This is a genomic window from Streptomyces sp. NBC_01294, assembly GCF_035917235.1.
Classification (GTDB): domain Bacteria; phylum Actinomycetota; class Actinomycetes; order Streptomycetales; family Streptomycetaceae; genus Streptomyces; species Streptomyces caledonius.
Window position 1 is genome coordinate 658,731 of record NZ_CP108423.1, and the last position, 20,136, is coordinate 678,866.

Here is a 20,136-nt window from a genome sequence, read left to right on the forward strand (position 1 = left end):
CCGCGGTGCTCCGCCGTCAGAGCGGCGAACACCCCCTCACCGGGAGACCCAACCGGATGCGAGGTCACGGCGTGCTCTCCCGCTGCGTGGCCTCTTGGTGCAGGGCGTGGGCTTCCTCGGTGAGGTCGATGCCCGTGGGACACCAGACGATGCACCGGCCGCATCCGACACAGCCGGAACTGTCGAACTGGTCGTGCCAGGTACCCAGCTTGTGAGTGAGCCACTGGCGGTAGCGGCTGCGCGGGGTGGACCGGACCGGGCCGCCGTGGAGGAGCGAGAAGTCCAGGTCGTAGCAGGAGTCCCAGAGGCGCCAGCGCTCGGCGTGATCGCCGGTCAGGTCGGTGACGTCCTCCGTGGTGGTGCAGAAGCAGGTGGGGCAGACCATGGTGCAGTTGCCGCAGCTGAGGCACCGGGCGGTGACGTCGTCCCAGCGCTCCGCTTCCAGGTTGTCCCGCATCAGCGTGCGCAGGTCCACCGGCGGCATGGAGCGGCCCATGCGTTCGGCGGCGGCGCTCACGGCCTGGGTCGCAGCCGCTCGGGTGGAGCCATCGGCGCTCCGGCCCGGCAGTTCCGCGAGGACCGCGGCTCCCTCCTCGCTCCCGCTCCGGCACAGGAAGCGGTGACCGGCATCGTCCACGACCTCCGTGAGGGCGAGGTCGTACCCGGCGTCGACGGCTGGCCCGCTCCCCATCGAGACGCAGAAGCAGGTGGCACCCGGCTCGGTGCACTCGGCCGCGATCAGGAAGGCGCCCGTCCGCCGGGAGAGGTAGGCGGGATCCCGGTACCGGCCTCCGCTCATCACCCGGTCCAGGATCTGAATGGCACGCAGATCGCAGGGCCGCACGCCGAGGAACGCGTACGAAAGGCTCTCCTGTTTCTCCTCGCGGACGACCGCCGCACCGTCCGGCCCGCGGTCCGCAGACCACTGGCGGACGCGCTCCGGGTGCAGGAACGACTTCCACGACTGGGGTCCCGCGCTGTGTGCGAAGGCCGCCCCGTCCTCGCGGCGGTGGAGCCGATACCGACCCGCCTCCAGCTCGACCCCCCACCCGTAGGGAAGGGCATCGGCGGATTCCAGCTCGTCGAGGACGATCGCTCCGTCGCGCACGGTCGGGCCGATCACCGTGCGGCCGCGTGCCTTCAGGACACGCACGAGCGCGGCCAGACCGTCGCGGTCGAGAACCGCCTCGGCCTGGTCGAGGGTGGCTCCGGCATCCGAAGCATCGGTCATGGTTCGCCTCTCGGTCTCCACGCGCCTGGATCTGACAGCATGTCAGGCCAGCGGGCTCCCGGGTTCGAACCTGGTCCGGCGAGTTCGCTCGCCGTGCAATCTGGCGTCTTCCTCGATGCGCCGGACCAGAAGCGGCAGGGCGGCCGCCACCGCCGGGGTGAGCCCCGTGCCCAGCGAGCGGTCCGCTCCCTCGATCGCGTACACGATGAGGCGGCCGGGGCCGCGCCCGAGACGGTCGGCGAGGCACAAGGCCTCGGCCAGCCCCAGCCCGTGGGTGCTCTGCCTGCCTGCGGCAGCCAGGTGCGGCATCTCGCCCGGGGCCACACACCACCGGTGTGTCCGCCCGGGCTGCGCCGCAGGTGGGAAGCAGGCGTCGATGACGAGCGTGAGGGCCTTGTCCTCCCAGAGGGTCATCAGGCGGCCGGGGTCTCCGTCGCTCCGGGCGAGCTCAGTACCGGAGGGGAGAGGTCGCCGTGCTTGCCGTTCACACAACAACGCGATGGTGGCCCACCCCACCCCGTCATCGCGCCGGAACTCGTTGCCGATCCCGATGACCGCCGTGCCGGCGAGCGGCTTCATAGGTACCCGCTTCCCTCTTCGGGCGTCTCCCGGCACAGCCTGCCCTACTCGCGGAACGGAGTCCTGCGCGATGGGGCAAACGGCGCACGGCGCAGCCCCCTGCCTGGGGTCCTCGCCCGGTACCGCGAAGTACCGCTGAGCGGCGAGGCCCGCAAGGAGACGGCGGAGCTGCTCATGACCGCTCCGGCCATCATCGTGCGACCAGGCGCGACCGTGGCGGAGGCGGCCTGGCCGGCAAGTCTGTCCCCTCTCAAGCACCTCCCTGTCGTCGACCGAGGGACACCTGGTGGGAACGGTCCTCCGGCACGCCCTGCTCGAGGCCCTGGCCGGTGATGACGCGTTGCGCGCCGAGATCGAGGCTGTAGTGCGCTCCACGGCACCGGAAGCCGCGGACACCTTCCAGGTCTCCGTGCACGCGGGGAACGTCACGCTCACCGGTTCAGCGGGCGGAACCAACGCGGCCGGAATGCTTGCCGAAATCCGCAAGATCGACGGCGTGAAGGAGGTGACCGATCGAATCATCGCCGTATGAGGCCCGCACGTGCTGCACCTGGAGTCTTCACCACGAGCACATCGCCGGTCCGGACCTCGACGGAGTCTTCCGGGCAGCGCGGTGTCGACGCCGCGGCGTCGAAACGGGGTGACGGTCGAGGTCGTCGTCCACGCCGGAAGACTCACGGCAGGGCGTGGTCACCGGTGCCCGTGGTCGCGCGCGAACGCATCGAGAGCTTGCCTGGGCGGGCCATGGGTATGCAGGAAGCGCTCGTCCAGGATGCTCGCGAGGTCTTCCAGGGCGGAACGCAACACCGTGGAGGCGAGCCGGACATCCCGGTGTCCGGCTTCCGAAGCCTCATCCGCGATGTCGAGGGCGTAGCCGATCTGGTGGGCGAGGGAGGTCCGGTCGTCGCCGTCGTGGAAGTAGTAGGACTCCGCGTACTGGAGGAAGTCGACCGCTGCGACGGACAGCGCCGTGGCCAGGCTGTCCAGCATGGCCGCCCCGGCCGGGGAGTCGATCTGTTCCTTCGAGGGATGAGTACGGGAGAGGTGGGAGAGCCGCAACGCCAGCGCCCTGCGGCGCGCCAAAGCCGGATAGATGCCGAGGATCCACGAGACCGTCGCCGTCAGAAGGGCGAACCCGACCAGCGCCTCCAGGGGTGCGAGGAGGCGCAGCCACCCCTCGGCGGGTGCGACGTCACCGAGGCCGAGCGTGGAAAGCGTGACCAGCGAGACGTAGGTCGCGTCCAGCAGGCTCGCATGATCGTCGGGGTGCAACCCGCCCGCGTACACGAACGCCTCGGGCATGTGAGGCCAGTAGATCAGCGCCCAGCCCGCCGCCACGGTCAGGGCCCACAGGGCGACGACGGACACCATGGCGAGCGGGCCGGCCAGGCCGGCTGCCGTGCGACGGGTGCCCAAGACGGACGGCAGCCGCCACAGTGTGGTCATGACCAGGCGGCTCAGCCCTCCGTGACGCGTCGGGTGCCACAGCGTGTGGAACACGTCCCGCAGGATCAGCAGGACCAGGGCCGCGCCCGTGACCGTCACCAGCCAATCCATCCGGCACCCCTTTTCCACCGCGTTCAGCCCAGGTTCGCGCACCTCCGTAGCCGCTGATCGCAGCCCACGCCGTCGCCAGGTGTCAGAAGCAGCGCCGGGACTCACCCGGCGGCGGAAATCGGCCTAGGTTCCGGCCCCAGGCGAAACCCTGTGACGAGTTCGGCCCGGATGCGCAGCACGCCGGCCATCGGCTGGTTCGTCCACGGGTCGAGCAGCGCCTCAAGCCGTTCGGCGTCGTTGCGGTTCTCGACGAGCTCGGCGTAGCCGATCACCACGACACTCCAGCCGAGATGCGTGTCGGGGTCGATGGCGTCGGCTTCGTAGGCGAGGACGATGCCGGGTGTGCCGGGGATCGCCACCAGCGACGCGCGCGAAGCGCCTTCGTCGAGCCGGACGATCACGTCCTCCCCCTCGACCACGTGGTTCACCGGTCGGATGGCCGGCAGCGCCTGGTGGGTGAAGACGATGCGGCCCAGCGGCACGGTGCCCAGGAGCCGCAGCGCTTCAGAGCGGTCCAGCTGCTCCGTGGACGGCATCGGGTCCAGGACGGGGCCGCGGTCGGGCCTCCAGGCGGTTTCGTGATCCATCACACGGCCCTCCGCTCCGACCGCATCGTGTCGGTGTCGGCTTCACCCAGCGTCCTTGCCTCCTCGCGTGCCGTGCCAGGGCCGAACGGTCCCCTGTCCTGCGGAATCGGGGGCCGGTCGGCCCATGACCAGTGCCTGTGGAGCCGCACAGAATTGAATAGGAATCGACCGGAGGCCGCCATGAGGACCACTCCCCCTACGAAGATCGCCGGCGCGTTGCCGGCTGAGCACCGTTCCCGGCTGATGGACATCGCGCGGGAGGTCAACTTCCCCGAGGGCGCCCGCCTCTTCAACGAGGGTGGCCGGGCGGACAGGTTCTGGATCGTCCGAACCGGCATCGTCGCCCTGGACGTGCATGTGCCCGGCAGGCAGCCGGCAGTGATCGAAAGGCTCGGACCGGGCGAACTCGTGGGGTGCTCGTGGATGCTGCAGCCCAGTGCCTGGAGACTGGGGCGCGGTGGCCACGACGCCGGTGCGCACGTACGAATTCGACGCCGCCGCGGTGCGCACGATGATGGATGCCGACCCTGCTTTCGGCTCCGCGATGGGCCACTGGGTCGCGCAGGTGCTCGCGCACCGGCTGCACGCCGCCCGCATCCGGCTGCTCGATCTCTATGCCCCGCACGGCAGTGGCAGCTATCTCTGACGGCCGGTGTCCCGCACCTGAACCCCCAGCAGTGAGGAGGGCGTCATGCCCGCGTCCCGGTACACCGTCAGCGACGTGATGACCCATACGGCCGTGGCCATCGGCCGTGAGGCTTCGTACAAGGAGATCGTCGAGCTGATGGACCAGTGGAAGGTCAGCGCCGTTCCCGTCCTGGAGGGCGAGGGGCGTGTCGTGGGGGTGGTCTCCGAGGCCGATCTGCTGCCGAAGGAGGAGTTCCGGCAGGACGACCCCCGGCTTCCCGATCAGCTGGAAGAGGCCTCCAAGGCGGGGGGTGTGCTGGCCGAGGAGCTGATGTCGAGTCCGGCCGTAACTGTGCACCCCGACGCCACGCTCGCCGAAGCTGCCCAGATCATGGCCCGCAAGCGCGTGAAGCGCCTCCCCGTGGTGAACGGCGTGGGGATGCTGGAGGGGGTCGTGAGCCGGAGCGACCTGCTCAAGGTCTTCCTGCGCCCCGACGAGGAGATCGAGGAGGAGATCCGCGACGTGGTTCTCGCCGAACTCGCTCCCCCGGTCCATCTGCAGGCATCGGTGACGGACGGTGTCGTCACCCTGCGCGGATCTCTCCGTAATCGCGCCTTGGTGCCGCTGGTGGCCCGCGCCATCCGTGCCGTTGAAGGCGTTGTGGACGTGAGGATGGAGCTGGAAGGGCAGCCCGCCGGAGCTGCCTGAGGCCCCTTGGCCGCCCCGCTGGGCTCTGGGGCGCGCCACAAGGTGCATCCGCCCGCTCCACTGAGACAATTCGTACGAGACGTACGCACAGCCGATCGACTACAGGGGCGTACATGTCCGACGGACCGGCAACCTCCGCCGAGGCCCCCATCCGGGTCTTCCTCCTGGACGACCACGAGGTCGTACGCCGCGGCTTGCACGATCTGCTGGACGCGGAGCCCGACATCGACGTCATCGGCGAGGCATCGACCGCCGAGCAGGCATTGACCCGCGGGCCGGCGCTGCGCCCGGACGTCGCCGTGCTCGACGTCCGGCTGCCCGACGGCGACGGGATCACCGTGTGCCGCGAGTTGCGCTCGCGGATGCCGGATCTCGCCTGCTTGATGCTGACCTCGTTCGATGACGAGGACGCGCTGCTCGACGCGATCATGGCCGGAGCGGCCGGCTACGTCCTCAAGCAGATCAAGGGGTCGGACCTGGTTTCGGCCGTACGGACCGTGGCGACCGGACAGTCCATGCTGGACCCTGCGACGACCGCTCGGCTGATGCACTCGCTGAGGGACCCGGAGACCGTCAAGGCTCCGGACGACGATCGGCTGGCCGCTCTCTCCGAGCGGGAGCGTTCCGTGCTCGAACTGATCGGCGAGGGCCTCACGAACGCGCAGATCGCCAAGCGGCTGTACCTGTCCGAGAAGACGGTCAAGAACCACATCTCGCGGCTGCTGGGCAAGCTGGGGGTGGAGCGCCGGGTGCAGGCCGCCGTCCTCGCCGCGCAGGTCCACGAACACGAACACGGGCGCGGGCACGAGTCGGAGCACGGCAAGGGCCGGAGCTGAGTGTCGACGGGGGTCACCCGGGGGGTGGGAAGTCGCCTCCATCCAGCGGTACCCGCCATTCCAGTTTCGTCCCGCGCCCGGTCGACCCGTGCGCCGATACGGAGAGCTCGCCGCCCAGGCGTTCGGCTCTCTCGGCGAGATTGCGGAGCCCGCTGCGACGGCCTCCCTGTGCCATTCCCACTCCGTCGTCGGTGACCCGTACGGTCAGTACGCCCTCGACGGCCGAGAGGGACACTTCTGCGCGGCCCGCCTGTGCATGGCGGGCCACGTTGGTGAGTGCCTCCCCGATCACCGCGAGCGCCTCGTCCGCGGTCTCGAGGGGTACGTCGGTGTCGATCAGGCCCTCCATCCGCAGGGCCGGGGCGAAGCCGAGTGTCCGGGCGGCCTCCTCCACGGCTTGGACAGCACGCAGCCGCAGCTTCGGCGTGACCCCGGGCACCTCGTGTTCGCGGAGTCCGAAGATCGTCGAGCGAATGATCTTGATGGTGGCGTCCAGGTCGTCGATCGCGCGGGCGAGCCGCTCCGAGGCCTCGGGATGCTCGACGAAGCGTCGGGCGCTCTGCAGGGTCATGCCGGTGGCGAAGAGGCGCTGGATGGCGAGATCGTGCAGGTCACGGGCGATGCGGTCGTGGTCCGCCAGCATGCTCATCTGCTCGGTGTCCCGGCGCCGGTCGGCGAGCTCCAGGGCCAGGGCGGCCTGGCCGGCGAAGCCGGGCAGGGCTGCGATCTCGGCGCGGGCGAACGCCGGGCGGCCGCACCTGCGGGCCAGGATGAGGACGCCGCTCAGCTTCTCCTTGGTGCCGACCGTGACGGCAACGGCGGGGCCGAAGCCCTTCCAGCGTTCCGGCTGCACCGTGATCCGGACCTCGGTTCCGACGTCGGCAACAGTGATCAGTCCGTCCTCCTCGCCGAGGGCGGCTGCTGCCAGGGTTCCCGCGCTGCTGGGCAGCACGATGCCGCGATGCGCCTCGGCGCCGTCTCCCAGCGCCAGCGAGCCGCGCAGTTCCCCGCCCTGGCCCACGAGGTAGAAGACGCCGATGTCGGCTCCCGTGATGTCGCGGGCCCGCTCCAGCATGCCCTCCAGTACCTCCGCTTCGGCCAAGCCGGAGAGCAGAGCGCTGGTGAAGTCGGAGCTGGCGGTAAGCCAGCGTTCCCGGAGACGCACTTCCTCGTAGAGGCGGGCGTTCTCGATGGCGATGCCGGCTGCCACCGCCAGCGTGGACAGGACCGCCTCGTCCTCCTCGTCGAAGTCGATGCCGCCGCGCTTCTCGGTCATGTAGAGGTTGCCGAACACGTCCTCGCGGACCCGGATGGGGACGCCGAGGAAGGAGTGCATCGGGGGGTGGTGGGCCGGGAACCCGTAGGAGGCGGGGTGATCGGACAACTCCGACAGCCGAAGGGCCTCGGGGTGGCGGATGAGTTCGCCGAGGATGCCGTGGCCGGAGGGCAGGTCGCCGATCTCGGCCCGGAGGTCGTCGCTGATGCCGACGGGGAGGAACTGGGCGAGCTTCTCGTCGTCGCCGATGACGCCGAGGGCGCCGTACTCCGCGTCCACCAGGACGACGGCGGCTTCGACGATGCCCCGCAGGACCTGGGGGAGGTCGAGCTCCCGGCCAACGGACATCACGGCCTCAAGGAGCCCGTTGAGCCGGTCCCGCGTGCCGCGCACTTCGTCGATGCGGACCTGGAGCTCTTCGAGCAATTCGTCCAGCCGGAGCCGCGGTACCCCCGGACGCATGGCACCCTGCTCGTCCCCGCCCATGCAATACCTCCAAGCGGTGCCCAGGGGGAAGTCCGGCCTGCTTCTTCACCGTATCCCCGCCACCGCCTTCCCGCGCAGGCTGAAGGCGTCAGCCTGAGTCGTCCGCGCCGAGATGCCGGATGTGTGCGTCCGGCCCGGGGAAGAAGAGGGTTGTCCTGCCGGTGTCCGACCAGCGGACGTCGTAGGGCGGGGTGCCGTCGTCGTGGTGCAGACCGACGACTTCGCCGTCGCGACCCGCTTGGCCCACCGAGGGACCGCCCACGACTATCTCGTCGCCGACGCGGGCGTGGGTACCGTGCTCGAATGCGTGCGCCTTCATGATGATCAGCTCCTTCGGAATGCGTGCCGTGCGAGTCGGGCTGCCGCGAAGCCGCTCACGAGGGCGGCTGATGCCAGGGCAAGGCCCGGCCATCCCAGAGGTTCGGTCTCCAGAACCGACTGCAGCGGCGGAAGGTAGAGCGCTGCCGCCCCGAGCAGGGCGGAAGCGAGGACGGACAGGGGCAGGAACAGGTTCTCCCGGGTCAGCAGGCGGGTTCGCAGGCCCAGCACGACGCCGAGCTGTGCAGCGAGCAGGGAAAGGAAGAGGACGCTCTGCCAGGGCAGCTCCCAGGCCCGTGCGACCGTCCCGGCGGTGAGGCAGGCGGCTGTGACGACCGCGGCGAGCACCACGAGGCGCTGCCAGGCGCCCGCGCCGAGGATGTGCTGGCCGGGCGGCCTCGGGGGCCTGTGCATCGCCTCCGGGTCCACCGGTTCGGCGCCCATGGCCACCCCGGTCAGCCCGTGGGTCAGGAGGTTGATCCACAGGATCTGGCCCGCCCTGAGCGGGAGCGGAAGGCCGAGGAGGGGGCCGATCAACATGACGAGGATCTCGGCGGCGCCTCCGGCCAGGCCGTAGACGAGGAAGCGGCGGATGTTGTCGTAGACCCGCCGGCCCTCCTCGACGGCCGCGACCACAGTCGACAGGTCGTCGTCGGTCAGCACGAGGTCGGCAGCCTGGCGGGCGACCTCTGTGCCCCGCTGTCCCATGGCCACCCCGATGTCGGCGCGGCGCAGGGCGGGGCCGTCGTTGACCCCGTCGCCGGTCATGGCGGTGACGGCCCCCTTGGCCCGCCAGGCGTCGACGATGTCGAGCTTCTGCTGCGGATCGGTCCGGGCGAAGACGCGTGCGGCGGTGAGGTCGGCGACCCGGCCGGCCGCCAGATCGGGGCCGTTGACCACGGTCTCGTCATCGGTGTCCGCGTCGGCCAGGCCCACGCGGACGGCGATCGCGCGTGCCGTGGCCGGATGGTCTCCAGTGATCAGGACCGGGGTGATGCCGGCCGCGTGGCAAGCGGCGAGAGTGGCCGCTGCCGCGGGCTTCGGCGGATCGCTGATGGCGACCAGGCCCAAGAGCCTCAGCCCCGCTTCGGCCGTCTCCGCGCTGTTTGGCTGCTCGGCGTGTTCGGCGGACGCCACAGCGAGCACCCGGTATCCGCGGGAGGCCAGGATCGCCGCCTGCTGCCGGGCGCCGGCCACCAGGTCGGTGCGGTCGGCGAGAACGGCTGCGTCCAGCACCACCTCCGGGGCACCTTTCAGGCACACCAGGGCGCCGCCGGATGGCAGGCGGTGGACTGTCGTCATGCGCTTGCGCCCACTGTCGAAGGGGATCTCCCACGTCCTGGGGTGGGTGCGCCTGAGAGGCTCCGGCTCGCCGCACCCGGCCTTGACTGCGGCCGACAAGAGAGCGGCTTCCATGGGGTCGCCGACCGCGGTCCAGCGGCCCTCGTCCGGGGGCTCTCCCTGGGGCCGCCGCAGGGAGGCGTCGTTGCAGAGCGACGCGGCCGTCAGCAGCTCCTGTACGGGGCCGAGCTCGGCCGCCGTCGGCTGCCTGCCCTCGACCAGGACGTCTCCCTGCGGTTCGTACCCCACTCCGAAGAAGTCGACGGCGGCCCGTGGCGTCCACACGTGCTGGACGACCATGCGGCCTTCGGTGAGGGTGCCGGTCTTGTCGGTGGCGAGGACGGTGACAGAGCCGAGGGTCTCCACGGCGGGGAGCCGGCGGATGAGAGCGTGCCGGGCCGCCATGCGCCGGGCTCCCAGTGCGAGGGCCAGGGTCACGACGGCCGGCAGGGATTCCGGGACCGCTGCGACGGCGAGGCTGATCGCCGTCACCGCCATGATTCCGAGCGGCAGGCCCTGTACGAGCCCGAGGCCGAAGACCACCAGGCAGAGGGCCAGGGTGACGATGGCCAGGATGCGCCCCAGCGAGGCGAGACGGTGTTGCAGGGGTGTCGGCTCCCGCTTGGTGTCGAGGAGGGCGGCGATCCGGCCGAGCGCGCTGTCGGGGCCGGTGGCCCTCACAGTCGCCACACCCCGGCCTCGCACGACCACGGTCCCCGCGCCCACCGTCGAATCGTCCTCCTTGTCCACGGGGACGGATTCCCCGGTGAGCATGGATTCGTCGATCATCAGGGCGGACGCCTCGGTGACATCGGCGTCGGCCGCCACGATGTCACCCTCGGCGAGAAGCAGGACATCGCCGGGCACCACGACGGCGGCCGGGACCTCGCGCGGAGCGCCGTCCCGCAGGACCCGCGCCTTTGGTGCCGACATCGCGGAGAGAGCGGCCACGGCGTGGTCGGCACGGGTCTCCTGCACGACGCCCACGGTCGTGTTGACGACGATCACCACGGCGATGACCACCGCGTCGGCGTGGTCACCGATCGCGATCGTCAGTACCACCGCGCCCAGGAGCACCATGATCAGCGGATCGCGCAGCTGGGCCAGCACCCTGGCGTACCAGGGTGTCGCCGGGGCGGGCGGGATCTCGTTGCGGCCGTGCTCGGCCAGTCGGCTTTCCGCCTCGACGTCGGTGAGGCCGTCGGGCGTGCGGACAGGTACCTCCGCGGTGGCCGGGGTCATCGCCATGGCGGTTCCTATCCGGCCGGAACCGTGATCACCGGGCAGAACGCCCGGTGCAGCAGTCCGTGGACGACGGAGCCCAGGCGCATGCCGGAGTAGCCTCCGCGTCCGCGGCGGCCCACCACCACCGCCAGGGCGTGTTCGGCGGCCTCCGCGAGCTCCTCGACCGGATGTCCGATCGGGATCTCGTGGGAGAGCACCACATCCGGGTATTTCTGCGACCAGCCGGCCGTGGCCTCGGACAGCATCCGCCGCTGGGCCTGCAATGCGACCTCCTCGTCGTGGAGCAGGAAGACCGGCGGCTGCCATACCGCGATGGCGCGCAGTGCGGCGCCGCGCAGGTCGGCTTCCTCGAAGGCCAGCGCGAGCGCGGCCTTGGAGGACTCGCTGCCGTCGATGCCCACGACCAGGTAGGGCGGCTGCTGGGTGATGTGCTCGGGGTTTCCGGCCACGACGACCGGACAGTGCGCCTGGGCCGTGACCGGGACCACCGTGGAACCGGCGCTGAAGTACTCCGCGGTCCGGCTCAGGTGGCGGGATCCGAGCACGAGCATGCAGGCCTGGTGGGACAGGCGGCCGATGGCGGGGGCGGGGAATCCTTCGATCAGATCGGTGGCCACGTCGGCCCCCGGGTGCCGTTCCCTCGCCCACTCGGTACCGGATGCCAGGGCTTCCGAGCCCGCCTGGTGCAGGGCCGTGGTGCGAGGGGTGCCATTGACCTGCCGCTTCTGGTGCGGCGGAGGCACGGTCACGACGAGTCGGAGCCGGAGCCCACGACGGTGGGCCTCGTCCGACGCCCAGGCCAGGGGCAGGTGCCAGTCCCTGGCCGGGTCGATGCCGACGACGATCTCGCGGCGTTCGGCGGCGGCCATCACGATGCGTCTCCGTGCTTGTCCGTGTGGCGCGGGATGAGCAGCACGGGACAGTGGGAGTGGTGCACGAGGCTGTGGGTGTGCCGCCCGAGGGTGGGTCCCAGATAAGCGGACGCTCGCCGTCCGCCCATGGCCAGCAGGTCGGCGTGTCGGGAGGCCTCGACCAGGACACCGGCGACGGACACGCTCTTCTCGGCGTCCGCCCGCACGGTGAGGTCCGGGAACTCCTGGCGGATCTGCTCGGTCACCGCAGTCAGGTGCCGGACGTCCTCGTCGGCAAGCTCCGTGACGTCGTCCATCATGGTCACCACGCTGCCGACGGACTCGAGCACGTTCCACACGTGGAGCAGCCGCAGCTCGGCCTTGCGGAGCTCGGCCTCCCGCGCCGCGTGACGGACACAGTCCAGGTCGTGCTCGTCACGGACCCCGGTGAGCACCGTGCCGCTCTCGGCGCGATTGTCGGTTCCCCTGACGACGATGACGGGCGTCTTCGCGCCGGCCGCGACCTTCAGGCCCACGGATCCGAGCATGAGCGAGTTGAATCCGCCCAGACCCCGGTTGCCGACCACGATGGTGCCGCGAAGGCCGGCCGCCCGGTGCAGGCTGGCCACGGGGTCGCCACGACTGAATTCCGTGGTGGCGACCAGGCCGGGGTGCTGTTCCTTGACCGCGGCGGCGGTTTCGTCGAGCAGTTCGCGGCCGGCGCCACGGACGCGCTCGATGGTCTCGACGGATACGTAGAGGGCCCGGCCATCCGTGTCGGCGCCGTACACGATGTGCAGCGGACGCCCGCGGCGTTCGGCCTCTCCCGCTGCCCAGAGCGCGGCCTGACGGGCGGGCTCGGAGCCGTCGACGCCGACGATGACGGAGCCGAGTTCCGAGCCGCTGACGGTGTTCTTCATGATTCCTCCTCGCCCGGGGCCACTGGGGGTCTGATCTCACGCTGACACCGAGGACCTTGCCAGGCAGAGGGCCGCTCAGGACCTTCATGGGGGCCAAAGGTCCCTGTCGAGGACGGCGTGCAAGATCCCCTGATCCCCTTCGAACGCACTGGTCGGACCGGCCCCCAGTCCTTCCTGTTCACGCTCCGGTGTCCAGCCACCCGGGGTACGGCTTGAGGGACTCCGGGAGGGACGGGGCACCGGCGGGCCGCATGTCACCGTAGGCGGCTCGCTTGATCTGGAGGGCGAGATCCTCCATGGCGCGAGCCACCGCGAGTTCGTCGCCGATCTCCGGGACGTCGGTGTCCTGGGGTGCGCAGCGGGCGGTGCCGTGGCCCGTGAGCCTGTTCGTGCCCGTGTCGAGTTCCAGGCGGGCCTTTGTCGTGTGGTCCTCCTCGAAGAGGTAGAGACGGACCTTCCATTCGGCAGTGTGTGTCATGGCGTGCCTCCGGTATGGGTGTCAGGGCGTCTTGTGCTGGTGAGTGCGCCGGACCCAGCGCCGCAGTTCGTCGGTGCCCCAGACGAGGACGGGGAAGGTCGCGATGAGGGCGACGACGTCCAGCGGCAGGGCGGCGGTACCGAACAGGCCTTGCAGGGGCGGCGCGTATACGAGGGCTGCCGTGAAGGCGAGCTCGAAGGCGATGCCGGCCAGGAGCAGGGGGTTGGTGAACAGGCCGATGTCGCGCAGGGCCGCGTGGTCGGTGCGGGCGGCGAAGGCGGTGCCGACCTGGCAGGTGACGATGCCTGCGAACGTGGCCGTGGTCGCGGTGACGTACGCGTGGTGCAGGGGGCTGCCCGCGCTGGTGGGGTCGCCCGGGTGCCAGCCCGCACGCCACAGTACGTAGAAGAACGCGCCCATGACCAGGACTGCGGAGACGGTACCGAGGTAGCCCCAGCTACGGATGAGCATGTCCCGGGAGATGACTCCTTGCGAGCTCGGGCGGGGCGGGCGGCTCATGGTGCCCGGCTCGGCTCGTTCGCGGCCGAGGGCGAGGGCGGGGAGGGTCTCGGTGCCGAGGTCGATGGCGAGGATCTGCAGGACGGTCAGCGGGAGCGGGACCGTGCCGGCCGACAGCGCGAAGACCAGGAAGGGGACGACCTCGGGGGTGAGGTGGGCGAAGATGTAGACGATGAACTTGCGGACGTTGTCGTATACGCGGCGGCCGGATTCGATCGCGGTGACGATGGTGGCGAAGTTGTCGTCGGTCAGCACCATGGTGGACGCCTCACGGGCCACGTCCGTGCCGGAGAGTCCCATCGCCACTCCGATGTGGGCCCGGTGCAGGGCGGGGGCGTCATTGACCCCGTCACCGGTCATTGCGACGATCTGCCCGTGTGCGCGCAGGGCGTCGGCCACCTTCAGCTTGGTCTCGGGTGAGGAGCGGGCGAAGACGACTTCGGCGTCCGACGGTGCGAGGAGTGCGTCGAGTTCGTGGTCGCCGATCGACTCGGACTGTGCCACCACCCGCAGACGAGGTAGGCCGATGCCGACTTCGCGGGCGACGGCCGCGGCGGTGGCGCCGTTGTCACCGGTCACGATGTGCACGCGGAGCCCTGCCTCGTGGCAGCGACGGACGGCGGCGGCGACTTCGGGACGCGGTGGGTCGTACAGGCCGACGAGCCCGAGCAGGCGGAGCCCGGTCTCCGCGTCCTGGCGGCGACTCGGCACCTCGGCACCGGACGGCAGGGTTCGGACGGCGACCGCCAGGACGCGCATGCCTTCGTGCGCCAGCTCCTCCGCCGCGGCGGCCGCGGACCCCGAACTGCCTTCCAGGGTCTGCAACACCGTCTCCGGCGCTCCCTTGACGATGACGCGCAGACCGTGCACGCCATCGGCATGGACGACGGACATCAGACGCAGCCTGGGGTCGAATCGGAAGAGTGCCCGGCGCCCGGTGCCACGGCCGTCGAGGTCGACGGGAGCGGCGTGGGCAGCAGCGCCTTCCACCAGAGCCATTTCCGTCGGGTCGCCGTGAAGTTCGCCTTCCTCGTCGCGGGTGACCGTGGTGCACAGCGCGCTGGTTCGCAGCAGCTCTCCGTCCCAGGGGCCGGGCTCCCTTCCGTGCTCCGGCGTCCACACGGCTTGGAGTCGCATGCGGTTCTGGGTGAGGGTTCCGGTCTTGTCGGTGCAGATGACGTTGGTGGAGCCGAGCGTTTCGACGGCGCTCAGGCGTTTGATCACCGCTCCCTGGCGGGCGAGGACGCGTACGCCGACGGCGAGTGCGAGGGTGATGGTCGGCAGCAGGCCCTCGGGGACGTTGGCGACGAGGAGCCCGATCGCGAACATGAGGGTGTCCGTCAGCGGCAGGCCCACGGCCACTCCGGCCGCCAGGAACACGCCGCCCATGGCGACCGCTACGGCGGCGATGAGCCAGGCGACCTTCTTGACCTGCTGTTCCAGGGGGCTGGGGTCGCGCCGGGTGCGCTGACTCAGTGCGGCAATGCGGCCGAGTTCCGTGTGGTCTCCGGTGGCGAACACGATCGCCTGGGCCTGGCCCCCGGTGCAGACGGTGCCGCTGAACACGAGGTTGGGTTCCTGCAGCAGCGGTGCTCCGATGAGTCCGGGGCCGGCGATGCGTTCGGCGGGGGTGGACTCCCCCGTCAGCATCGACAGGTCGACCTCGATGCCTCCCTCGGTCAGCCGTGCGTCGGCGGGAACCTTGGCGCCCTCTTCCAGAACGACCAGATCGCCCGGCACCAGTTCCCTTGCCTCCACCGCCGAGGGCCGGCCGTCGCGGATCACCAGGGCGTGCTCGGGCAGGTACTTCGCCAGAGTCTCCACCGCCTGTTCGGCCTGCCGCTCCTGAAGGAGCGCAAACGCCGCATTGACGAGAACCACGGCGATGATGGCCCACCCGAGCACGGGGATGCCTGCGACGAACGCCAGCGCGGCGGCCGCCCAGAGCAGCAGGGCCAAGGGGTGGACCAACTGCCGTACGAGTTCACGCCCCAGGGAGGTACTGGCCTTGCGGCGGACTTCGTTCGGGCCGTAGACGGCAAGGCGGCGGGCCGCCTCGCGTGCGGAAAGTCCACTCGGCCCGGTGCCGAGTTCGCGCCTCAGGAGCGGCAACGGTTCCAGAGGGTCAGGGCTCGGGGGCGGCCCGTTGGCGGGGGACGGGGGCCGGGTGGCTGCCTCAGTCATCGCCGGGCCCCTGTTCGCGCCGCGGCCTGCCGGACCAGCGCGGCTCCACGGCCTCCCACTCATGCTCCCACTGGGCCAGGCTGCGGGTCTCGACGAGGTGGAGGCGAAGACGGATCACTGCCCCCGAGGCAAGGGCGAGCAGTCCGAAAGCTCCGGCTCCCGCCGCTGCGGCCGTGAGCGCGCGTTGAGCTTCGGACGAAGGCGCCTGCGCTTCCCTGCCCGCGTCATCGACCCAGATCGCGACCGTCCGGTCTGCCGGAGTGCCGAACGGGACGGAGATCGTGTCAGAGTGCTGGTGAGCGGCCGGGTACTCCCAGACGGCTGGTGCAACCACCCGCGAGGTGCCGCCGGAGCGGTTGGAGACCGCGCGCTCCGCGGAGCCGACCGTCGTCGCCTCGATCCGGTGCCGGTGGCGGGCCGTTTCCCTGGCGGTCCGGCTTTCGGAGTCCCAGACGGCCGTCGTGACGACGACGCCGCAGAGCAAGGCGATCAGGAAGGACAGTACGAAGACGACGTTCCAGCGGCGCCGGGTCCGGTCGACCGGCCGAAGCAGCCCGTTGGGACGTCCGTCGAACAGCCGACGCACCCGGCCGGCTCTCGCCGGACGCGATCGCGTGGGCCCGTCTCCGGGCGTGCCGACCTCGGACATCGTGCACCTCCGTGCGCTCTGATCCTGCCCGGCCGCTCAGCGGGGAGCGGCGAGTTCGGCGCTGATGTGGTGGGCCCACGTCCGGATCCGCTCGGGATTGCGGAAGTCCCCGCCCTTGCCCGCACGGACCATGGCCCGGGCGATGAACCCGGGCGTACTGGAGGTGATGCTGCCGCCGAACGTGACGTGCTCGCGTGCGCCGAGGCGCTCCATCTCCCGGGCCACCGCCGGCACCGGCGCGATGTCGTGCTGCTCGGCGGAACTGTCGACGGGGCCGCTGCTGAACAGGTAGACCGGTCGATGCTTGAGGAGGTGCTCGTTGCGTTCGGCGCAGCGCTTGGCCTTGCCGCTCCAGTGCCCGGCGTACAGGGCGCCTCCGAGCACCACGGCGTCGTAGCCGCGTACGTCGTCCACGTCGTCGGCGGGGACGACGACGGCGTCGAGGCCGTCCTCACGCAGGGTCCTGCCGATCTCGGACGCGATTCCGGCGGTCGCACCGTGCTTGGTGCCGTAGGCGACCAGGACGCGCTTGGAAGTCATGACGACTCTCCCTTGCCATCTGCTGTGGTGCGCTTGACGGGGACGCTGCGCCTGGACTCCTCGGGCGCGGCCGGCATCGGCACGCGCACGGTGAGTACGCCGTCCTCGTACGCTGCCTCGACTCCGTCGGAGGGGATCGGCCCGGGCAGGCGCACAATCCTCTGGAAGGAGCCGTAGCGGAACTCCGAGTGATCCTTCTCCTCCTTGCTCTCGGTGTGTTCGGCACTGACGGTGAGAGTGTCCCCCTCGACCGTGATCTGGATGTCCTTGTCGGGGTCCATCCCGGGAAGTTCGGCACGCAGCGTGTACTGCCCGTCCTTGTTGGTCACCTCGATCGCGATCGGGTGGGTGTCGAACGACGTCCGCCACAGCGGGAACCGGGGGAAGTCGGTGCCGAACCAGTCCCTCACGTCGGGGAACGGGCTGCGCCTGCGCTCTGGGTGCGTTCCTGGCATGGTGTGCTCCGTTCCGGCGCCTGGTCAGCGCCTTCCTGTGCTGCTTTCTTTCACTGTCGCGAGGGGGACGGCTGCTCCGCTTGGGGCCATCGGGTCCCGGATGGGGCCGTTCGGCCCTCCCCGTACCGGGCCAGTTCGGCGGCGGCCACGTGCTGCTTGACCGAGGCGAAGCTGTCCGGGGCGACGGAGATCGAGTCGATGCCGGTCTTGACCAGGAACTCGGTGAAGGCGGGGTCGTCGCTGGGCCGCTGGCCGCACAGGCCGACCGTGCGGCCGACGGACTGGGCGCGCGGGACGAGGGTCTCGATGCTGCGGGTGACGGCCGGGTTGGTCTCGTCGAAGACGCGGGCGAGGGCTTCGGAGTCGCGGTCGACGCCCAGGGTGAGCTGGGTGAGGTCGTTGCTGCCGATGGAGAAGCCGTCGAAGCGTTCGGCGAATTCCTCGGCCAGGATGACGTTGGCAGGGATCTCCGCCATGACGTACACCTTCAGCCCGTTCTCCCCTCGCCTGAGGCCTTCCTCGCCCATGACCTCCAGGACCCGGTCGGCCTCTTCGAGGGTGCGGCAGAAGGGGATCATGATGATGACGTTGGTGAGGCCCATCTCGTCGCGGACCCGGTGCAGGGCCCGGCATTCGAGAGCGAAACCTTCCCGGTATCCGTCGCTGTAGTAGCGGCTCGCACCCCGCCAGCCGATCATCGGGTTGGCCTCGACCGGCTCGAACGGACGGCCGCCGAGGAGGCGTGCGTACTCGTTGGTCTTGAAGTCGCTGGTCCGTACGACGACGGGGGCGGGCCAGCGGGAGGCGGCGATCCGGGCGATGCCGTACGCCAGGCGGTCCGTGAAGTAGCGGGTGCGGTCGAGGTAGCCCTCGGTGAGTTGATCGACGGCGCAGCGGTCGGCGTGGTCGAGGCGTTCGGGGTGCAGGAGGGCCATGGGGTGGACCTTGACCTGGTGCGCCACGATGAACTCCAGCCGGGCCAAGCCGACACCGTCGGCCGGCAGGCGCCACCATCGGAAAGCGGCGGAGGGGTCGGCGAGGTTGAGCATGACGTGCGTCCGGGTGGCGGGAATGCCGGCAAGGTCCGTCTCGGTCTCCTCGTAGGCGAGCAGCCCGTCGTAGACCTTGCCGCGTCCCCCTTCGGCACAGGAGACGGTCACCTTCTGTCCGTCGGGCAGGGCCTGAGTCGCCCGGCCGGTGCCGACGACGGCGGGGACACCGAGTTCGCGGCTGACGATCGCGGCGTGCGAGGTGCGGCCGCCGTGGTCGGTGACGATGGCGGAGGCACGCTTCATGATCGGTTCCCAGTCCGGGTCGGTGATGCCGGTGACGAGCACCCCGCCGGCCGGGAAGCGGTCGAGGTCGACGGGAGTGTCCAGAACGACGACCGGTCCGCTGCCGATGGCTTCGCCCACGGCGGTGCCGTCCACGAGAGGCGTACCGGGCGCGGCCGTCAGGCGGCAGCGGCGCAGGGTGGAGGCGGCGCGGCGGGACTGCACGGTCTCGGGCCGGGCCTGCACGATCCACAGGTCTCCGGTGAGGCCGTCCTTGGCCCATTCCAGGTCCATGGGGCAGCCGTAGTGCCCTTCGACGGTCAGTGCCCAGTCGGCGAGGAGCCGGACCTCGGTGTCGGTCAGGACCCTTTGCGAGCGCTCCTCGGGGGTGGTGTCGACGGTCCGGGTCAGTCCGTGCTCGGCGTAGACCGCCTTCCGCCGCTTCGCTCCGACGCGTACGTCGATCAGCGGGTCCAGCTCCGGGTCCTTCAGGCTGGGCTTGAAGACGGTGTACTCGTCGGGGTCGACCTGCCCGCTGACGACTGTCTCACCGAGCCCGAACGCCGCGCTGATGACGATGACCTCGGGGAATCCGCTCTCGGGGTCGAGGGTGAAGATCACGCCGGCGCCGGCCAGGTCCGAGCGGACCATGGTCTGGATGCCGACGGACAGGGCGACCTGGAGGTGGTCGAAGCCCATCCGCTCCCGGTAGTCGATGGCGCGGTCGGTGTAGAGGGACGCGTAGCAGCGGTGCACCGACTCCAGCAGCCGGGCGGTCCCGCGCACGTTCAGGTACGTCTCCTGCTGGCCGGCGAAGCTCGCCTCCGGCAGGTCCTCGGCGGTGGCGCTGCTGCGTACGGCGACCTCCGGGTCCGCACGTCCTTCGTCGCGCCCCAGCTGCTCGTACGCGGCGACGATCTCGGCCCGCAGCCCTGGGGGCAGCGGCTCGGCGAGGGTCATCGACCGGATCGCGGCCCCGACCTCGTCGAGCGCGGCGCCTTCGCGCAGGCGCACGATCTGTTCCTCGATCCGCCCGCGCAGTCCGTGTCCGGCGAGCAGCTCTCCGTATGCGTCGGCCGTCGTGGCGAACCCCGGGGGGACGCGCACACCGGCACCGGCCAGGTGCGCGGTCATCTCCCCCAGGGAGGCGTTCTTGCCCCCGACACTCCCGACGTCCTGTCGGCCGAGTTCCGCGAACGGAATGACGTGCCGTGTGCTTGCCATGACGACCTCCGGACTCAGTACGGGAGCGGGCGGCCGGACGGCGTGCGGAGGTCCAGCGGCGCGGGCTTGTGGGGCTGCTTCTGGTGGGGCTGGATACGGATGCGCTGCATCGTGGCCACCTCTTCGGGAAACGGAGCCTGGATCGGCATCCGGCTTCCACGGTCACGCCTGGAGGTGGCTGTGCCGCAGTGCCGAGCGGGACAGGAGCGAGGGGCCGACCGGTCCGTACCTCGGAGGGGCCGACCTGCCC

General features: G+C 70.7%; 17 protein-coding genes and 2 pseudogenes. 4 read left to right on the forward strand and 15 right to left on the reverse strand.

Annotated elements, in window-relative coordinates; genetic code table 11:
* Nucleotides 1-64 precede the first annotated feature (64 nt).
* Nucleotides 65-1,231, reverse strand: a complete 1,167-nt coding sequence (locus tag OG534_RS03230) for a 4Fe-4S dicluster domain-containing protein (protein WP_326586544.1) — start codon at nucleotides 1,229-1,231, stop codon at nucleotides 65-67.
* A 42-nt stretch (nucleotides 1,232-1,273) separates the two neighbouring features.
* A complete protein-coding gene (locus tag OG534_RS03235; protein ID WP_326586545.1) occupies nucleotides 1,274-1,810 on the reverse strand; it encodes a hydrogenase maturation protease in 537 nt (178 codons plus the stop codon).
* A gap of 286 nt (nucleotides 1,811-2,096) precedes the next feature.
* On the opposite strand from OG534_RS03235, the gene OG534_RS03240 reads away from it, so the two are divergent.
* On the forward strand, nucleotides 2,097-2,342 hold the full coding sequence (locus OG534_RS03240) for a BON domain-containing protein (protein WP_326586546.1): 246 nt from the start codon (nucleotides 2,097-2,099) through the stop codon (nucleotides 2,340-2,342).
* 158 nt (nucleotides 2,343-2,500) lie between these two features.
* On the opposite strand, the gene OG534_RS03245 is transcribed toward OG534_RS03240, so the two are convergent.
* Both OG534_RS03245 and OG534_RS03250 read right to left on the reverse strand, forming a co-directional pair.
* Nucleotides 2,501-3,367 carry a potassium channel family protein gene (locus OG534_RS03245; RefSeq protein ID WP_326586547.1) on the reverse strand — a complete coding sequence of 289 codons (867 nt, stop codon included), beginning with the start codon at nucleotides 3,365-3,367 and terminating at the stop codon, nucleotides 2,501-2,503.
* A gap of 101 nt (nucleotides 3,368-3,468) precedes the next feature.
* Nucleotides 3,469-3,954, reverse strand: a complete 486-nt coding sequence (locus OG534_RS03250) for a pyridoxamine 5'-phosphate oxidase family protein (protein ID WP_326586548.1) — start codon at nucleotides 3,952-3,954, stop codon at nucleotides 3,469-3,471.
* A 180-nt stretch (nucleotides 3,955-4,134) separates the two neighbouring features.
* Here OG534_RS03250 and OG534_RS03255 point away from each other — a divergent pair.
* From OG534_RS03255 to OG534_RS03265, 3 genes and pseudogenes are all read left to right on the forward strand, one after another.
* Nucleotides 4,135-4,600, forward strand: a pseudogene (locus OG534_RS03255) (Crp/Fnr family transcriptional regulator).
* A gap of 45 nt (nucleotides 4,601-4,645) precedes the next feature.
* Complete coding sequence (locus OG534_RS03260) at nucleotides 4,646-5,290, forward strand: CBS domain-containing protein (RefSeq protein WP_326586549.1); 645 nt, start codon at nucleotides 4,646-4,648, stop codon at nucleotides 5,288-5,290.
* Nucleotides 5,291-5,403: 113 nt separating this feature from the next.
* On the forward strand, nucleotides 5,404-6,126 hold the full coding sequence (locus OG534_RS03265; protein ID WP_326586550.1) for a response regulator transcription factor: 723 nt from the start codon (nucleotides 5,404-5,406) through the stop codon (nucleotides 6,124-6,126).
* Between the two features lie 13 nt (nucleotides 6,127-6,139).
* Here the strand turns inward: OG534_RS03265 and OG534_RS03270 are convergent, their stop codons facing one another.
* The 11 genes and pseudogenes from OG534_RS03270 to ppsA all read right to left on the reverse strand — a co-directional run bounded on the left by OG534_RS03270 (nucleotide 6,140) and on the right by ppsA (nucleotide 19,886).
* Nucleotides 6,140-7,888, reverse strand: coding sequence for a sensor histidine kinase (locus OG534_RS03270; RefSeq protein WP_326586551.1), 1,749 nt, complete (start codon nucleotides 7,886-7,888; stop codon nucleotides 6,140-6,142).
* A 109-nt stretch (nucleotides 7,889-7,997) separates the two neighbouring features.
* Nucleotides 7,998-8,207: pseudogene (locus OG534_RS03275) on the reverse strand (DUF1918 domain-containing protein); the annotation flags it as partial.
* 5 nt (nucleotides 8,208-8,212) lie between these two features.
* The gene (locus tag OG534_RS03280) at nucleotides 8,213-10,795 is read right to left on the reverse strand and encodes a cation-translocating P-type ATPase (RefSeq protein ID WP_326586553.1); all 2,583 of its coding nucleotides are present in this window, start codon (nucleotides 10,793-10,795) and stop codon (nucleotides 8,213-8,215) included.
* An 8-nt stretch (nucleotides 10,796-10,803) separates the two neighbouring features.
* Complete coding sequence (locus OG534_RS03285) at nucleotides 10,804-11,661, reverse strand: universal stress protein (protein WP_326586554.1); 858 nt, start codon at nucleotides 11,659-11,661, stop codon at nucleotides 10,804-10,806.
* Nucleotides 11,661-12,563, reverse strand: a complete 903-nt coding sequence (locus OG534_RS03290; protein WP_326586555.1) for a universal stress protein — start codon at nucleotides 12,561-12,563, stop codon at nucleotides 11,661-11,663. The genes OG534_RS03285 and OG534_RS03290 overlap by 1 nt, the downstream gene beginning before the upstream one ends.
* 178 nt (nucleotides 12,564-12,741) lie before the next feature.
* Nucleotides 12,742-13,041, reverse strand: coding sequence for a DUF1876 domain-containing protein (locus OG534_RS03295; RefSeq protein WP_326586556.1), 300 nt, complete (start codon nucleotides 13,039-13,041; stop codon nucleotides 12,742-12,744).
* Between the two features lie 21 nt (nucleotides 13,042-13,062).
* Nucleotides 13,063-15,672: a cation-translocating P-type ATPase gene (locus OG534_RS03300; protein ID WP_326586557.1), complete on the reverse strand. Its 2,610-nt coding sequence runs from the start codon at nucleotides 15,670-15,672 to the stop codon at nucleotides 13,063-13,065.
* Nucleotides 15,673-15,736: 64 nt separating this feature from the next.
* Entirely contained in the window at nucleotides 15,737-16,330 is a 594-nt protein-coding gene (locus OG534_RS03305; protein WP_326586558.1) for an Rv1733c family protein, read from the reverse strand.
* A gap of 99 nt (nucleotides 16,331-16,429) precedes the next feature.
* Entirely contained in the window at nucleotides 16,430-16,933 is a 504-nt protein-coding gene (locus tag OG534_RS03310; protein ID WP_326586559.1) for a flavodoxin domain-containing protein, read from the reverse strand.
* A complete protein-coding gene (locus OG534_RS03315; RefSeq protein ID WP_326586560.1) occupies nucleotides 16,930-17,388 on the reverse strand; it encodes an Hsp20/alpha crystallin family protein in 459 nt (152 codons plus the stop codon). The genes OG534_RS03310 and OG534_RS03315 overlap by 4 nt, the downstream gene beginning before the upstream one ends.
* Nucleotides 17,389-17,438: 50 nt before the next feature.
* Entirely contained in the window at nucleotides 17,439-19,886 is a 2,448-nt protein-coding gene (gene ppsA / locus OG534_RS03320; protein ID WP_326586561.1) for a phosphoenolpyruvate synthase, read from the reverse strand.
* Nucleotides 19,887-20,136: the final 250 nt, after the last annotated feature.

What these genes read in the sequence shown, in the direction of transcription:
- OG534_RS03230 (WP_326586544.1), bottom strand. Translation starts at nt 1,231, where the DNA reads ATGACCGATGCTTCGGATGCCGGAGCCACCCTCGACCAGGCCGAGGCG.
- OG534_RS03235 (WP_326586545.1), bottom strand. Translation starts at nt 1,810, where the DNA reads ATGAAGCCGCTCGCCGGCACGGCGGTCATCGGGATCGGCAACGAGTTC.
- OG534_RS03245 (WP_326586547.1), bottom strand. Translation starts at nt 3,367, where the DNA reads ATGGATTGGCTGGTGACGGTCACGGGCGCGGCCCTGGTCCTGCTGATC.
- OG534_RS03250 (WP_326586548.1), bottom strand. Translation starts at nt 3,954, where the DNA reads ATGGATCACGAAACCGCCTGGAGGCCCGACCGCGGCCCCGTCCTGGAC.
- OG534_RS03260 (WP_326586549.1), top strand. Translation starts at nt 4,646, where the DNA reads ATGCCCGCGTCCCGGTACACCGTCAGCGACGTGATGACCCATACGGCC.
- OG534_RS03265 (WP_326586550.1), top strand. Translation starts at nt 5,404, where the DNA reads ATGTCCGACGGACCGGCAACCTCCGCCGAGGCCCCCATCCGGGTCTTC.
- OG534_RS03270 (WP_326586551.1), bottom strand. Translation starts at nt 7,888, where the DNA reads ATGGGCGGGGACGAGCAGGGTGCCATGCGTCCGGGGGTACCGCGGCTC.
- OG534_RS03280 (WP_326586553.1), bottom strand. Translation starts at nt 10,795, where the DNA reads ATGGCGATGACCCCGGCCACCGCGGAGGTACCTGTCCGCACGCCCGAC.
- OG534_RS03285 (WP_326586554.1), bottom strand. Translation starts at nt 11,661, where the DNA reads ATGGCCGCCGCCGAACGCCGCGAGATCGTCGTCGGCATCGACCCGGCC.
- OG534_RS03290 (WP_326586555.1), bottom strand. Translation starts at nt 12,563, where the DNA reads ATGAAGAACACCGTCAGCGGCTCGGAACTCGGCTCCGTCATCGTCGGC.
- OG534_RS03295 (WP_326586556.1), bottom strand. Translation starts at nt 13,041, where the DNA reads ATGACACACACTGCCGAATGGAAGGTCCGTCTCTACCTCTTCGAGGAG.
- OG534_RS03310 (WP_326586559.1), bottom strand. Translation starts at nt 16,933, where the DNA reads ATGACTTCCAAGCGCGTCCTGGTCGCCTACGGCACCAAGCACGGTGCG.
- OG534_RS03315 (WP_326586560.1), bottom strand. Translation starts at nt 17,388, where the DNA reads ATGCCAGGAACGCACCCAGAGCGCAGGCGCAGCCCGTTCCCCGACGTG.
- ppsA (WP_326586561.1), bottom strand. Translation starts at nt 19,886, where the DNA reads ATGGCAAGCACACGGCACGTCATTCCGTTCGCGGAACTCGGCCGACAG.